We start from the raw sequence: 14,929 nt of genomic DNA, 5'->3' as shown, positions 1-14,929 counted from the left end.
TACGGGCCTATGGGATGCTAATGACATTAAATCACGTTATAAGCCCAAACGCTGCAGGATGGAGGCAATCCGCAATCCCCACACTGGGGCATCATAGGGGACGACGAGACTGCGTGCCACCCTGGCTCCGATCTGACGGCGCTGCGGATCCTTCCACACTTCATAGCACTCCAGCAGCGCAGACTCCAACGCCTGTGCAGACTTGGGATCAAACGCAAAAGAGCAAATACCGTTCTGCATAAGCTCCACACATCCACACGCCCGTGACAAAACTGCAAACAATCCATGCGAGTAGGCTTCCTCAACAACCATACCCCACGGTTCAAATGTACTCGGCAACACCAACGCACTCGAGGAGGCATAATACTTCTCCAGGGCATCAGGCTGAACCATGCCAGCAAAAACAACCACATCTCCGGCCTCTACCTTTAACCTCTGTTCTTCCGGCCCTGCCCCGACAATGATGAGTTGCGCATCCCTACCTAATTTATTCCTGACCCGAAGGAACGCCTTGACGAACAGTGAAACATTTTTCTCAGGGGCAAGTCGCCCCACGTACAGCAAGGTGAATCTGGACGAATGTCCCAACGCACCCTTTCCCTCAGACTGAACTTTTTCGCAATCGCAACTATACAAGCCTGTGAATACATGCTTCACACCAACCGATTGAAGATAACGCCGTGCCAGCGCGCCAGGAACAAAACCGGCAGATACATAGCGCCTCACAAAAAGACAATGCGCCAACCATTTCCAAGAAAATCTGGAGATATGTCCAACAGGCGTGTCATTTTCCAATACCGAAGGAATCCCCAGCCGCCGAGCTATGCGAAATGTCTCCCTTAGATGGATCGTGCCCCAGCCGCCCACAAAAACAATATCGGGATCAAAGGTTCGCATATGCGCCTCAATCCAGCGCGATAATTTCTCTGATGCTACGGACGGGATTACCACCAGACCCCCGTGAATTTTACTAAAATCATAATCCAAACCGATCTTGGAATACAATTGAACCGCAGAGATATCATAGGTATCCCAGATGCCACGCAAACAGGCTGCATAATATTCAGGTACTTCGCCCCGAACAAACAATAAGCGAAGCTTATCCGAATTGCGCCCGACTATGTTATGCTTCATGAAGTTAATTACATCAATCCTGTTCAGATAAAGCTACTCACCAACTCTCGTTGCCAGCTTTTTCAATAACTTCACTCATTCCCGTCAAAGGTGTCCATAACATTTGGGTCAGACTTATCGCATAGGCCAACTTCTGTCGCTATCGTAGGATATTTGATTATACTTTCTCATATGAAGTAATAATAGAATTAGTTTATCTATTTGACTTATAATCCCACGCTTCAGCATCGAACCATGCTTTCTCATTGAGATTAGTTCGCTCAACACCGGAAATTCTTTATTTATGTCGGGGTGCAATAACAGAAGGTGAGCAGCAAAGTCACTGTGCCCATAATTGAGCAACATTAAAATATATTTCACTAAACGTTCTTTCGAAAAGCCCCCTAGGCAATCTTCTCGACGTCCGAAAAGAGCGTCGCCGAAAATCAACTGCCCTCGTGATTTTCCCTCAAATACTTGGTTTCTTTGCCCGAACACCCTGTTCAGATATAGAAGCTCAAAACCTTGTTCAGTCATATACTTGAGCACGTCGTGGAATAGAGGCTGACCTTCATACATTTCGAGAAACTCAACCTCAATTTCGATCATGCATGCATTGTTAATAATTGCATCTGCACCCTGCAATATTTCCAACTCTGACCCTTGAGTATCAAGTTTAAGAAAATCAGGCAGGGCAATTGCCTCTTTTAAATATACCTCATTAAGTGAAGATGAAGTTACTTCAATTTCCCTTTCGACAGCAAAGCCCTCCCCCGCAAACACAGTCTTAAACCTTTTCCCAGGCTTGTAACAAGAACTATGCCCCCTTTCCGTACAAAGATTAAAAACCATTCTCCGCGTGTCCCTGGCAATGAAGTAGGGGAATATAGAAAAACTACGATAAGGATGGGGCATACGATTCAGACGATCACATTCTTCTTTGTCTGCATCAAAAGCACAATATGTCATAAACGGAAAAAAAGGTGCTAGCTCTTCCGGAGCGGACCCACGAGCACCCACATCACACACAATCAAGGGACTCTGGCTTAAAAACATCTTTTCGCGCGAACCAAGTTTTAGTTGCCAATTAAGATTGTGCGGAAGAATTGCCTGATAGTGATTCCAATATTTAAAAATAGATGCCAGCAAATACTTAAATTTCGGTTGCATGACATTTTCCTTTGTTTTGCATTTTTATTGGCCTAACCTTATATTTTTTAAATATTCCTCTTCTTTTTAATTCTATTCATTCAGAAATTACCTCACAAGCATTTTGTTCCCCCAAAATCAGACGCGTTAAAGCAACAGTAAATCCAAACGCTTTACCGCAACGGATCACCTATGGTTTTAGCGGTGCTGGCGGCCACATCTCCCGCGCCTGCCGCAAGCGATCCGGTGTCCCGATATCTAAAACCATCCCATCCACCTCATCGCCGTAAATTCGAGCCGAATCCGCTAATAGTTGCGGAAAGACATCATAAGAAAAATCAGCTGGCCTACCGTCCACCAAATGCAACAAGCAGCGCTTGCTCATCACATACACACCAGCATTTCCCAAACTGCCATCCTTCACCCGCTCCGGTTTTTCCGCAAAGCCTACAACACGGGAATCAGGATCCAAGTCCACCACACCGGATTGTGAAGCCGCCTCAACCCGATGAAGGGCGATGACCAGATCGGCATGCTTCTCCTGAAATTTCCGCACGAGGCGCATGTAGTCGATTTCCCGCAGTGTGTCGCCATAGACCACAACAAAAGGATCCGACAGCACGCTCTCCATTTTCTTTACCCCTCCCGCCGTGCCCAGGAGTTCTTTCTCATGCGAATACAATATCCTGCAACCAAAGCGGCGGCCATCGCCACAGAACTGCGTGATCTGATCAGCTTGCCAGCTGACGTTCATGATCACATTAGAAATGTTTTGTCGCCCAAGATCGGTTAGTATCCATTCCAAGACAGGGGCTCCTCCCACATCCACCAGGGGCTTTGGCAAATCTCCGCTGCATGATGCCAGACGACTCCCTTTACCGGCCGCTAATACAAACGCAGTCAATCCAACATTCATGCAATACCGCCCACCAATCTCATTCTGGGAATTACATCCTCAAAACGCCCGGCAATGACGTCGGGCCGACAATCGAGGCGGAAAAACTCGGAAATCTGCTCAAGTTTCAGGGTGGTGAACAAAATAGTACGACACCCCGCCGCGCGTCCGGCCTGCACGTCCGTAAGGCCATCCCCCATCATCCAACTTTTCGACAAATCAATTTCATCATCCCTTGCTGCAGCCAGAAGAAGTCCCGGAAGGGGTTTGCGGCAGTCGCATGGAGCCTGCATGTGATCCGGATGATGCGGACAAATCTTCATGTCATCCCATCTTCCGCCATCCCTCGCCAATCTTTCCGCTAGACAAAGATTCACGGCAGTGAGGTTAGGCAGGGTCAATGTGCCCTTCGCGAGGCCCGGCTGATTAGTAACTACAGTGATCAGGTAACCCAGGTCACGAATCTGCCTCAGGAATTGCCCAGCTCCCTTCATGATCTGTACCTGCTCGGGGAGGCGGGGAGAATCCATCAGACCGTGCACTTCATCGTAGACCATCTTATTGAGTACACCGTCACGATCTATAAAAAAGGCATTCCTCATGGCTTGGCAATCGGGCTGAAGTCATCAAAGGCCGTCATATCGCTAATAACCTTGGATCCTTGAAGCGAAGGAAAATAATTCACACGCGGCATTTGATTGGCACTCATATATTCATCAAGCCCGTTCCCGTGCTCCGGACAATACAGAAAAAGAAACCCACCGCCGCCGGCGCCGATAATCTTCCCACCCAATACATTGAATCGTTTTTTCACCTCCTCATAGAGTTGATCCACTGCGGTTAAAGATATACCTGCGGACATGCGCCGCTTGTGCTGCCAATGCTCATCCAACTGTCGTCCAAATGCATCGAGATCACGGTTCTCGAACGATTTTTTGATATGATAACCTAAATCCTTGATGTAAGCGAGACTGTCCATTACCCGCGCATGATCGGGATGCCGCGGCGTCATCGCCGCCTGATCCTGAGACTTTAACACTGCCGAAGCCGACCGCTGGACACCCGTGTAGTACATGCGGGCTTTGCCTGCCAATTCCATCGCGGTAACGAAATCAACCGGCACAGACTGAACCGTGACCTTCCCCGCGCGATCAATCTCGAGTGTCTTGAATCCTCCAAAGGAGGCAATGTACTGATCCTGCTTCCCAACGGGCTCCTTCAGAATATCCATCTCGATCTTACAGGCCTCCTCGGCAATCTGGGCGGGGCCAACGGGATCCTGCTTATAGGCATGTACGGCGTTGAGCAAACCCACCAGATATGATCCCGATGAACCCAAACCTGTGCGGGCAGGCAGATCGGCAATACTAGTGATTTCCATATACTCAGTCATGTTGTGCATTCTTAAGGTTTCGCGAACCAAGCCATGCTTGATCTCATCAATGGAATCCGCCACTTCGACCTGGCTGTACCGAATGAAATATTTCCGATCCGCTACCGAGCGGCGCTGTAAAATGATGTACATGTACTTGTTAATGGACATCGTGAAAACGAAACCGCCATGCTCTCGGTAAAACGAAGGAAGATCTGTGCCTCCGCCACCAAGCGTAATTCGATAAGGGGTACGCGTAATAATCATTTCAGGTATTCCTTTTCCACTGTAACAGTATTGAGCTTAAAGAGAAAAACCACTCTTGAGGGCATCGGTGTAGAACATCTTAACCGTACTAAGAGAAACCTCTGTCAGATCGCGCCCAAACAGTTTGGCTTTGGCCAGAACATCCGGCGTAACCGTGATAATGTGGCAGCCCATCATCTCCGCCTGTACAATATTGAGCGCCTCGCGGGGACTGGCCCAAAGCAACTCGGCCTTAGGTAACGGCCGAATCACCTCGAGGCATTCCTGCATCAGCGGGACGGGATCCATTCCGGTGTCGGCAATGCGTCCCGCAAATACCGACACAAAGCAGGAAGACGAAGGCGAAAGCACTTCGGCCACCTGTTTGACCTGCTGCACTGTCGTGATCGCGGTAACATTCAATTGAAGACCACGCCGTGACAATTCCCCGATCAGGGGAGCCGCCGAAACGCCACTGGTATTGGTGATGGGAATTTTCACATGAACATTGGGTGCCAAAGCCGCTAATTTCAGGGCCTGCACCTGCATCTCGGCAAAATCGTCGGAGAAAACCTCAAACGAAACCGGCAGATCACGGACAATCTTAAGCACTTCTTCAGCAAAGGCCAGATAATTGGTTATACCTGCTCGTGACATTAATGTTGGATTCGTCGTAAATCCTTTGACCAACCCTTCCTCATAAGCGGCGCTGATGGAATCAAGATCGGCCCCATCAGCAAATATTTTAATTTTCATTTCGCGTAGAGACACAGGATGACCTTTCGATAGAGGGTTAATTTTTATTTGACACCGACTCCCACTTTGTTCCGGACGCTTTCAATGAGGGATGCGACACAATCATATGCCCCACAAGGGAATGCATAGATTCGGTATGCGGAGTGATTCGGTCAGGGGAAACAACAGGAATGAGAACCACCGCATCGGCATTCTTTGCGGTATACCCCCCATCGCGACCGACGATGCCAACCACTTTTGCCCTTACTTCTTTGGCATAATCAATCGCCCTCACCAGGTTCGGGCTAATATTCCTAATGGCATCCCCTCCCCCAACGGAAAGCACAAAAATGACGTCATGATTACTCAAATGACTAACTCTCAGCCATCCCGAAAACACACTTTCCCAGCCTTCGTCGTTGGTACGAGCCGTCAACTCCGAAACATTATCTGTGGGGCAATACGCCTCCATCCCTGTCAGTTTCCGCAAATCGTTGACTAAGTGAGAACCGGAAGCCGCACTTCCCCCCACGCCGAGGACAAAGACCCGCCCCCCATCCCGCCGCGCCTCCGCCATAACAGTGACTATCTTCTCAACAGCATCAACTGATAATGAATGAAGAATTTCGACACTTTCCCTTAAGTACGTTTCAGCAAAATCATTCACATTCATTTCCTCCTTTGCTAGCCCTTGTGTAAATTTAGTTATTTTATCAGGCCTTCTCTGCCTTGACAAGAAGCTGGTTCAGACAGTCGCCATAAGCCGCCACCATCTGGTTCGCGATCTCAGTCCAACCTGGCCGGGATGCCATCATCTGCTTAGCGGCGGTGGACATAGCGCGCCTCAAGTCAGGCTCGACCAACACATGTTCGACGGCCTCAGCGATCGCCGACTCGTCCAGCGGCACTACCAAACCCACACCAGCCTTCTTCATCTCCGGGAAACAACATCCTTCCGTGATAACAACGGGACAACCACACGCAAGGGCTTCGAGCAGAGCCATGCTTGATCCCTCGTGGAGACTAGGCTGACAGTAACACTCGGCACCACACATTGCGGCCATTTTCTCAGTTCCATACAAAGGGCCCGGGATATAAACCCGGTCAGCCAGACCCGCCGTGGCAATGATACTGGCGAAACGAACTTTTTCCCCGCCATCCGGGCCAGCCACCACGAGATCGACATCGGGAATATGCCGGGCAATCCTAGTGAACGCCCTCCCTAGGTACACCAACCCTTTTTGCGAATGGAGCCGTCCCAGGAATAAAATGTACCGCCGGTTACCGACCTTCGGGTGCTTTCGACGAAATTCAGAGGGATCGGTCGGCCCCGAAATAGTCTCAGGAAACGTATTAAGAATCAATCGGATGCGGAATGTGCTATCCATGTTATGAAGAAATATTACCTCTTCTTCGTTGATGGCATGCACGAACCCTGCCTCCCGGAGCATTCGCCGCAATCCACAAATCATGAGAATTTTTTTACACCACGCATAGCGATTCATCTGGGAGGGATATAACATGGAATGTGGGCTGATAACATAGGTGGCCCCGCAACGCCTAGCCAGCCATGATGCCAGAAACAGTAGCGGATCCCATACGCCATGCAAGTGAACGACTGCGCCCGAGGTGATTAGTCTCGAAACACTCGCCCACCCGCTTCTCGGGAAAAGATGCTCGCCCAAATGAGTGGTGCCCGCATTAACAAGCGTGAGTTGCTGAAATCCCGGCATTCGGGAATAAAACTTCAAAACCTCAGATTCTCGATCTGAGTTATAATTACCGCACACATACACTTCATGCCCAGCCTGCGCCTGCTCAGAAGCAAGGCGAACAGACATGATCGAAGGCCCGCCATAGCGAGGGTCCAAACCATGTATAACATGTACAATTTTCATAAGGTTAAACGCGCCACTATTCAGCGCTATGTCTGTTTTTCACGACAACATCGACATTGATCTGGCTGTCCCGATTGCTGGTCCCACATCTCCGAGCCCGGCGCACGAATACAACCAGCGTGGCAAGAAGCAACCCAAGAGTTACTCCAGATATCGTCAAGCCGAGCCAAAGAGTTCGCGGGGAGAACTTGACCGTAATGACGCCGCTTCCGGCTTCCCGGATCACGATCCCTTTGAATGGGCCAAAGGCGTGAATAACCGGGTAACGGCCCCCATCAGCCTGCCAACCAGGGTAGTAACTTTCAGAAACGAATATTACGCCGGGAGCGGTCGTTTGATACGAAATCCGGTACTCATCGGAACTCACCGGAGTGAAATGGATTTGGGCACTGGCCTGAAGAGGCGGCGTGGATGTTGAGATCCTGTACTTCGCGCACTCGTCCTCAAGTATGCCCAGCGTGGAACGATAATCCAGTCGCCCCGAATCAAGGTCCGTACACAGCGCCTTGGCATCACTATAGGCACGGATATCATGATAGAATTTAGCACGTGGCAACGAGTTGGTGTACTGGGACAGACTTACCTGCCGTGTCCGGGAATCGGAATTGGCTATCACCCCAACGTTTTGAATATCCAAAAGCGCCCGCTGGTTGGTTATGGTGTGAAAAACGGTAAACCCCTTAAGATTGAACAGGATATAGCCCTCCAATGCTTCATAGCCGGGATGCATGTAGCCCATATTTCTCGGAAACACTACTTCTTCATTAATTTTCCCATCTCTTAACTGGGCAAACCTGAATGGCCCCTGTTGCTGACGGAGCTTTTGCATCTGGGAGATCAGTCCGTTTTTATCGGCGTAATAATCAGCTGGATCAGTTTTTCCGCTCTGCACTCGATGAAACGCCAGATACAGATCAGAAAACGCCAATAATGCCACGCCCGCTGATAGTAACAACACTTTCCAGTTGGATGACGAAAACCATGTATTTAAATCTGTTTGCTTCCTGATTTTCGTCCTTGTGCGCAGCCACATTAGCAGCAAAGCGGCTCCTAAAAAGAACGCAAAACACTGGCTCGTCTGCCCCAATGCATGCTTCATCAACCGCTCATCTTTCAGTTCAGGAAAAACCGTTGATCCTAAAATTAAAACCCAAAGAAATAATGCACAATACCCCGCGCCTAACATAAAACAGGGTCTCTTCAGGTTTAACTCTTCTTTTCCCTTGAGCAGCATGTCCATCAGCCCCGCAGCAAGGACCGCAGCACATAACTCGAACAGACACCCTACCCTCGGCGGAGATCGGAACATCGAGAATCCGGGAGCTATATAATAAAATAAATCATAAAGTTTTCCGTATCGCCCTGTCATCAACAGTAAAACAACAGGGATTGCTGTCATAAAAAACAAGAATTCACGTTTTTCACGGAAGAACTTGCGGAAATTAAACAGTGCCACCGCCATCGCTATGAGCGCGATCTGACCGGCATAAAACCCAAAATCCCAATACATCCAGTACCCGGCGTTCCATTTCCCAAACTCTATCGTATCCCGATTGAAACCCCAGAACGGAACCCCGGAACCATCGCCATTGCTCGCTCCGAAGAAGTCAGGGACCACCCCAAGTATCAGGCGACTCCACGGCATGGACATATCGGCGATGACATCGAAGCCAAGCTCCTGCCTGTAACTTAATGACCAATTCTCTGCGACGGGGACAAACTGGGCAGCCCCCAGCATCGCCGCGAGGAGAAAGAGAAGCGCCGCCAACAAAAATTGCCTGATGATACCAGGAGATAACCGCCCCATGCGCCATCCCGGTACAGCTATCTCTTTCTGGATATAGATAAATACCCAGTACGCCAGAACAAAGTAACTGTCATACATTATCACTTGCGGAAAGCCTGCGAAGAATGAAATTAAAGTAGCTACGATAAAACCTGCGTAATTCCCCCAACGGCACGGGCAGTCCACAATGCGTTTCGCAAACAAACATTGCAAGGGCAACCAGAGGAATGCGGTAATCACATTGGCATGGATGACATGAAGGGAAAAGAACCCTGAAAACACAAACACCACCATCCCTGTGAGGGACGCAACCGGATGAATGCGATGTTCCCTCAGTAACAGCCAGATGAAGATACCCGCCACCACATAATGGATTACCAGGTAAAACTGATATTGAAGGACTGTGACCTGCCCGCCCGGCGAAACTATCGCCAGCACCCACAACGGAGGATAAAATGCCGTTAAATTGAGATTCGTGTAAAACGGCACACCATTCTGCATGCCAGAAATCCACAAAGGGAAACGCCACTCATGAAAGGCAGCCGCAAGATAGTTGGCACTCGGATAGGAGTAAAATAGCAAATCTTCCCAGAGAAAACCGCTTCCTGTCAGAAGTGGAGCGTAAAAGATACCAACTAACGAAATAAAAACTGCACAGACAATAAGCGAACTTTTCAATTTTCCGGACTTATACATATTGATCTTTCCCCGTGCAGAATAATGCAGAATTCACAACCAATCATGAATTACGGAATATGCGTCAACGCCTGTTCTTTTTCCTGCTTGAACGATTCGTCTCAGGAATCTCGGCTGACTGGATGGCCACACTCCGCACCACACTCGAGTCAAATACACCTTGCGGGCGCACAACGGCCCACATCACAATTAACATGAAAGCTATAATTGACGGGCATTTGTTAACGAAAAGCAACGAGTGGAACAGCCCCCCGCTAGTCATTATCGGCAGCAACAGGCTCATCGTCAGAATCGCCCCAGCAACCGCACCCCAACGGGCAAACAGAACGAAGTTGCACAAGAAGCCCCCCAGAATGACAGCTATCGGCCCAGCAAGCATAACCAGCTTATAATCATTACTTGAACTCGGAAAAACCATCATAACTGGAACCGAAACACAATATACCAAGAGTACATTCACTCCAGTTAATCCACGCCGCCACAGCACGATAAATGCCGTTGCCCATAAAACCAGGGCACCCCATGATATTACAGTCTTGGATAGTGACAATGAATACCCCAAGGGGCGCAATACTGTGTCCGCGAACGAATACGAGGAATGATCCCCCCACCACCCGCCGGGGTTAGCATTGAACTGCAATATTCCCCGTATAAATATTTCCGCATTTCCCAATCCCATTATCATTAAAAAGAAAACATTTGTAAGGCACAGCTGCACTATGCATTTCCACCCATATCGCCACAGCAAAATGCTACAAAACAGAACTGGCGTCACCTTTAGATGTATGGCCATCGATAAGAGGATTACCTGCGTCCATATCCAGTCAGGTTTATTGATCAATACATACAAAAACAGAGTCACCAAACAGATGGCGATCGCATCAGAATTCCCTCTTTCCACGCTAAAAAGATACCCATAGCTGGCAACATTCACAAGGGATACCAGGCCAAATACAGCAACCATCAAAAACTCGACCATCCCATTCCCCGCCATCCCTGTCACACCCTCACCACCCAAATGGCGCAGGATGCCGCGCGCAAACATTCTGCACGCAAGCCACACGGCCAGAAGATTCGCCAGAAATAGTACCCCAGCATGAATACTGTACGCTGACGGGTAGGGTAACAATGTGTATGGAGCATAGAGTGCAAAGACAAATGGAGGGTAAGCCGTCACACCCCTTGGACCGATGAAATAATTCTTTAGCGTTTGTGATACATTTTCAGGCAGTCGATTGGCATTGTACCCTTGAGTCAGAATCCTGGAATAGCTATAGGTAATCCAAAAATCATGCCCCGCAACAATCCCCATCGGAAATGTTGGTCCGAGATAGAATTTAGGAGCATCCTTGTCGGGGATCACTCGAGCATTGATATTACTCCACACCACAACGGCACACATGCCGACACAAAGAATAACCAGCCCCAGCATAGCCCTATTATAAATTGTCGACATCGGCCCCCTAATCTTACCTAACATATCTCCCGCAGGTTTCATGATCACCTTCCGAAAAGCCTTCTGAATAGCAGTTTTATCAAGGTTATGTAAAACGATAAGATAAATAATGGAACATTTCTCTTCGTCTGCCCAAACATCCGCTTTTTGAACAGAAAAGGCACCTCTTTGATGCGAAGGCGACCCGCGTGAACGCGAGCCATCACCATTAATTCCTCAACGATATCAAAATGCCGACACCGCAGCGTCAATGGTTTAATCAATTCTCCGCGATATAGTTTGAAACTGTTTGATACATCGCGACAATCAAGCCCGAGGGTTATGGCGTAAACCATGTTTAATATTCGGCTCATTAGAATGAGAGACCAGGGATTTTCCGTATCCCCACCACCAACATAACGGCTAGCCACCACGACATCATTATCTTTAGCATATACCCACAAATTGGGGATAAACTCCGGGGCATGCGACCCGTCCGCATCCATAAACAGGATATATTCGCCAGTGGACTGGGCTATACCCGTGCGAATCGCATCGCCGTAGTGCTCCCCACCCACTCGCGAGATGAGCCGTACTGGCCACGCCTTGCACACATCTGGCGTCTCATCTTTGGATGGGTCTGTATCTACTATCAAAATCTCATAGCGGATGCTCATCCCGTTCAAGACGCTCGTAAGCCTTGGTAACAGCAATCGCAAATTCTCCGCTTCTCGATATGCCGGAAGAATAACACTTAGTTCAACCTGATTTGTCATGATCCTCCAGCCAAGTTACCATCCGCCTAATCCCCGTCTTCCAATCAACTTCAGGACGCCAATCCAAACATGATGTTACTTTGCGAAGATCCGCAATAAACATTCTTTGATCACTTTCCCGTACAGGAATATGCTGAAGATTCAGCGCAATTTTCAGCTCATCGTTCAGAAAACTCAGAAGCTCCAGGATCGATAGACTGTTTGCAGCACCCCCACCAATATTAAAGGCCTGCCCTTTGCATTGACCAATCCGTTCCGCCGCCTTGAGATACAAATTAACCATATCATCGGCATGCAGGACATCCCGTACCTGCTTGCCGTTCCCCGAAACTGTAAAGGGTTGAAGGTCCCCCTTTTTCTGTTTCAACGCCTGGGAACAAAACCAGCCAATCCAGCCCTGGTCAAATGTAGAGAATTGCCGGCCCCCATACATAGAGGAGTGCCTGAATACAACCGTATTCAAATTAAACATCCGGTGATAGTCCAACATGTACTGGTCAGCAGCCCCCTTCGAACAACCGTACGGTGAATGAAAATCCAATGGCATGGATTCAGGAATCCCTTCGGGAAAAGCATCCAGATTATACCTGACATCTGTTTCAGAACAGGCTAAAGACTCCAAGTCACCATAGACCTTATTGGTTGAGGAATAGATCACGGTGGTGCTTGGCACATGACGCCGAACCGCCTCAAGTACATTCAGCGTGCCCCCTGCATTAATCTCAAAATCCAAGCGGGGATTCTGGAGCGAGGTTGTCATCGCAACTTGTCCCGCCAAGTGAAAGACAACATCCGGCTTCTGAGCCAAAACGACACCTTCAACATCATTTGCGGAACGTATATCGCCATGCACAAAGTCAAACGTTCCCAATGAGCGCAACCAGTCCAAGTTCTGAGCGGAGCCATGCCTATAGAGATTATCGAAAATAACCACTTTGCCACCAGACCTGATCAACCGAGCCGCAATGTTAGACCCCAAAAAACCACACCCTCCGGTTATCAAGTACGCTGTCATATCAACTTCCGATCTTCGTCAATTGTTCGCTGAAGAGCATCAGGCAAGGCCACCTTTGGCGACCACCCCAAGGCACTCACCTTTGAAATATCGGCTTTCACAGACATAACCTCATTAGGGCGGTAAGGTAACGCCCCAAAGTCTAATTTCGTCTTGTTATTTCCCGAGATATCACGCATCAGTAGTAAGAAATCTTTTACCGATACTGACACACCGCGCCCCACCTCAAAGGCTTCATACCCCTTGGCCAACGGGTCCCGGTTATTAACATAGTTCACTACATGTTCAAAAGCTGACACCACATCATCAATAAACACAAAATCACGACACTGTTCGCCAGGCGTGAGTGGAATGCGATCGACTCCCTTAATCAACTCACGGACCACACAGGACACAAACTTGGACGGATCATCGCCGGGGCCAAAAAAATGTTCCAATGCCACATTTACAGCTAACAGCTCAGTCCCATAAACTTGCAGCCAGTCATTAAACTGTTTTTTTGACAGTGAATAATCTGAAATCCCTTTATCCAGCATGGTGTCCGTGTTAATAAAAGCTTTTACGCCATGCTCAACAGACGCCTCGAGTAGTGTCAACGGGAGAACCAGATTGGCATCAACAATACTCGATCTCGATTCATGGTGCCGTCCATAATTGGTGGCGCAGTGGATTACCAAATTCACATGATCATTTTCAAAAGCCGTTCTTGGCGGGACGCGATCCACATCGTAACAGGTGATGCGATCCACAATATCAGCTATAGGATGGATATCCGAAAAACTTCGTTTTAGCGCCGATAACTTGATCGTCGGATCCATCACGAAGCGGCGGGCAAGCCTACTCCCCAGATAGCCCGTAAGGCCTGTCATCAATATGTGTTTCATACACCAACCCTACAATCATTCGAAATTACCAGTATTTCCTCAATGAGGAGGCCCTTATTAAGCGCATGACAAACCCCTGCATAAGTTTCCGCCATAGGCCTTATCTTATTTTTTCATGACGATTCGAAACGCCTTTCGACAGATTCATGGAGCGCATGTTGCCAGCGCGATCATCAAGGGGACAACAAGAGCTTTGATATCCACCGGTTCCTTTCTCCAGAACAATCGCAGACAGGTCAGGTAGAGCAGATGGCGGAGCCCATTAAAGATTTCGAATGGTGGAATTTTTGAAGCTCCCGCTCTGCGATCTGAAAAATTGATCGGAACTTCACTCATCCGGGCCCCCATACGGGAAAGACGGAAGACAATTTCCATAAAAAAACTGTATCCATTAGACTTGATTGCCCCGTAATCTACGCAGCGCAGAAAATCCACCCGGAACACCCTGAATGATGTCGTCATCTCATGCAGGGGAATGCCCAACAGACGCCTAGCCCACCAATTTGCACAGATACTCACTACACGCCGATATCCGGAGTAATTACAAGTTCCGCCATCCATGTACCTCGACCCAGTCACAAAATCAACATTTTCAATGGCTTGTAATAAACGAGGAATGTCTTCCGGATTATGAGAAAAATCCGCATCCATCGTGACAAGCGCTTCATAGTCCAACTGCACAGCATACTTCATAGCATACTCATGAGCACTCCCTAGTCCCATTTTCCCGGATCTATGAATGACTTTAAGGCGGGGATTTTTGGCAACTAATTCATCCAGCAAGCGTCCTGTACCATCAGGTGAATTATCATCCACCACCAGCATGTCATACCCTGGATCCAAACCAAGGATATATGTGCACAACGGGACGATATTTTCACTTTCGTTATAGGTCGCTGTAAAAATAAGCGTTTTATTCACCATCCATG

Annotated in this window: 14 protein-coding genes; all 14 read right to left on the bottom strand. The window is 48.5% G+C overall.

The genetic code is table 11. The annotated features are described in order from the left end of the window. Positions 1–36: 36 nt before the first annotated feature. Entirely contained in the window at positions 37–1,005 is a 969-nt protein-coding gene (locus tag WCS52_08305) for a glycosyltransferase (protein MEI6167183.1), read from the bottom strand. Between the two features lie 243 nt (positions 1,006–1,248). Beyond that, positions 1,249–2,283: an FkbM family methyltransferase gene (locus WCS52_08300; protein ID MEI6167182.1), complete on the bottom strand. Its 1,035-nt coding sequence runs from the start codon at positions 2,281–2,283 to the stop codon at positions 1,249–1,251. Positions 2,284–2,452: 169 nt separating this feature from the next. Continuing rightward, positions 2,453–3,178, bottom strand: a complete 726-nt coding sequence (locus WCS52_08295; GenBank protein MEI6167181.1) for a nucleotidyltransferase family protein — start codon at positions 3,176–3,178, stop codon at positions 2,453–2,455. Next, positions 3,175–3,759, bottom strand: a complete 585-nt coding sequence (locus WCS52_08290; protein MEI6167180.1) for an HAD-IIIA family hydrolase — start codon at positions 3,757–3,759, stop codon at positions 3,175–3,177. The genes WCS52_08295 and WCS52_08290 overlap by 4 nt, the downstream gene beginning before the upstream one ends. After that, positions 3,756–4,796 (bottom strand): galactokinase, encoded by a 1,041-nt coding sequence (locus tag WCS52_08285; GenBank protein MEI6167179.1) that lies wholly within the window; start codon positions 4,794–4,796, stop codon positions 3,756–3,758. Before WCS52_08285 ends, WCS52_08290 begins: the two co-directional genes overlap by 4 nt. Positions 4,797–4,832: 36 nt before the next feature. Next, complete coding sequence (locus WCS52_08280) at positions 4,833–5,546, bottom strand: transaldolase (protein ID MEI6167178.1); 714 nt, start codon at positions 5,544–5,546, stop codon at positions 4,833–4,835. Positions 5,547–5,568: 22 nt separating this feature from the next. Then, positions 5,569–6,183, bottom strand: coding sequence for an SIS domain-containing protein (locus tag WCS52_08275; GenBank protein MEI6167177.1), 615 nt, complete (start codon positions 6,181–6,183; stop codon positions 5,569–5,571). Between the two features lie 40 nt (positions 6,184–6,223). Next, positions 6,224–7,408, bottom strand: coding sequence for a glycosyltransferase (locus WCS52_08270; GenBank protein MEI6167176.1), 1,185 nt, complete (start codon positions 7,406–7,408; stop codon positions 6,224–6,226). Between the two features lie 16 nt (positions 7,409–7,424). Further along, entirely contained in the window at positions 7,425–9,890 is a 2,466-nt protein-coding gene (locus tag WCS52_08265) for a hypothetical protein (GenBank protein ID MEI6167175.1), read from the bottom strand. Between the two features lie 64 nt (positions 9,891–9,954). After that, the gene (locus tag WCS52_08260; GenBank protein ID MEI6167174.1) at positions 9,955–11,388 is read right to left on the bottom strand and encodes a glycosyltransferase family 87 protein; all 1,434 of its coding nucleotides are present in this window, start codon (positions 11,386–11,388) and stop codon (positions 9,955–9,957) included. A 2-nt stretch (positions 11,389–11,390) separates the two neighbouring features. After that, positions 11,391–12,101, bottom strand: a complete 711-nt coding sequence (locus WCS52_08255; protein ID MEI6167173.1) for a glycosyltransferase — start codon at positions 12,099–12,101, stop codon at positions 11,391–11,393. Then, on the bottom strand, positions 12,085–13,116 hold the full coding sequence (locus WCS52_08250) for a GDP-mannose 4,6-dehydratase (GenBank protein ID MEI6167172.1): 1,032 nt from the start codon (positions 13,114–13,116) through the stop codon (positions 12,085–12,087). Before WCS52_08250 ends, WCS52_08255 begins: the two co-directional genes overlap by 17 nt. Beyond that, positions 13,113–14,000 carry an NAD(P)-dependent oxidoreductase gene (locus tag WCS52_08245; protein MEI6167171.1) on the bottom strand — a complete coding sequence of 296 codons (888 nt, stop codon included), beginning with the start codon at positions 13,998–14,000 and terminating at the stop codon, positions 13,113–13,115. The genes WCS52_08250 and WCS52_08245 overlap by 4 nt, the downstream gene beginning before the upstream one ends. 144 nt (positions 14,001–14,144) lie before the next feature. Then, positions 14,145–14,924 (bottom strand): polyprenol monophosphomannose synthase, encoded by a 780-nt coding sequence (locus WCS52_08240; GenBank protein ID MEI6167170.1) that lies wholly within the window; start codon positions 14,922–14,924, stop codon positions 14,145–14,147. Between the last annotated feature and the right edge of the window lie 5 nt (positions 14,925–14,929).

Source organism: bacterium, assembly GCA_037128595.1.
GTDB lineage: Bacteria > Verrucomicrobiota > Kiritimatiellia > CAIKKV01 > CAITUY01 > JAABPW01.
Note: the sequence above shows the minus strand (reverse complement) of the source record. Positions and strands in the feature narration are given on the sequence as shown.

Excerpts from the sequence above, each read along its gene's own strand:
- WCS52_08295 (MEI6167181.1), bottom strand. The coding sequence starts at position 3,178 with ATGAATGTTGGATTGACTGCGTTTGTATTAGCGGCCGGTAAAGGGAGT.
- WCS52_08255 (MEI6167173.1), bottom strand. The coding sequence starts at position 12,101 with ATGACAAATCAGGTTGAACTAAGTGTTATTCTTCCGGCATATCGAGAA.
- WCS52_08245 (MEI6167171.1), bottom strand. The coding sequence starts at position 14,000 with ATGAAACACATATTGATGACAGGCCTTACGGGCTATCTGGGGAGTAGG.
- WCS52_08285 (MEI6167179.1), bottom strand. The coding sequence starts at position 4,796 with ATGATTATTACGCGTACCCCTTATCGAATTACGCTTGGTGGCGGAGGC.
- WCS52_08240 (MEI6167170.1), bottom strand. The coding sequence starts at position 14,924 with ATGGTGAATAAAACGCTTATTTTTACAGCGACCTATAACGAAAGTGAA.
- WCS52_08270 (MEI6167176.1), bottom strand. The coding sequence starts at position 7,408 with ATGAAAATTGTACATGTTATACATGGTTTGGACCCTCGCTATGGCGGG.
- WCS52_08300 (MEI6167182.1), bottom strand. The coding sequence starts at position 2,283 with ATGCAACCGAAATTTAAGTATTTGCTGGCATCTATTTTTAAATATTGG.
- WCS52_08275 (MEI6167177.1), bottom strand. The coding sequence starts at position 6,183 with ATGAATGTGAATGATTTTGCTGAAACGTACTTAAGGGAAAGTGTCGAA.
- WCS52_08260 (MEI6167174.1), bottom strand. The coding sequence starts at position 11,388 with ATGAAACCTGCGGGAGATATGTTAGGTAAGATTAGGGGGCCGATGTCG.
- WCS52_08290 (MEI6167180.1), bottom strand. The coding sequence starts at position 3,759 with ATGAGGAATGCCTTTTTTATAGATCGTGACGGTGTACTCAATAAGATG.
- WCS52_08265 (MEI6167175.1), bottom strand. The coding sequence starts at position 9,890 with ATGTATAAGTCCGGAAAATTGAAAAGTTCGCTTATTGTCTGTGCAGTT.
- WCS52_08250 (MEI6167172.1), bottom strand. The coding sequence starts at position 13,116 with ATGACAGCGTACTTGATAACCGGAGGGTGTGGTTTTTTGGGGTCTAAC.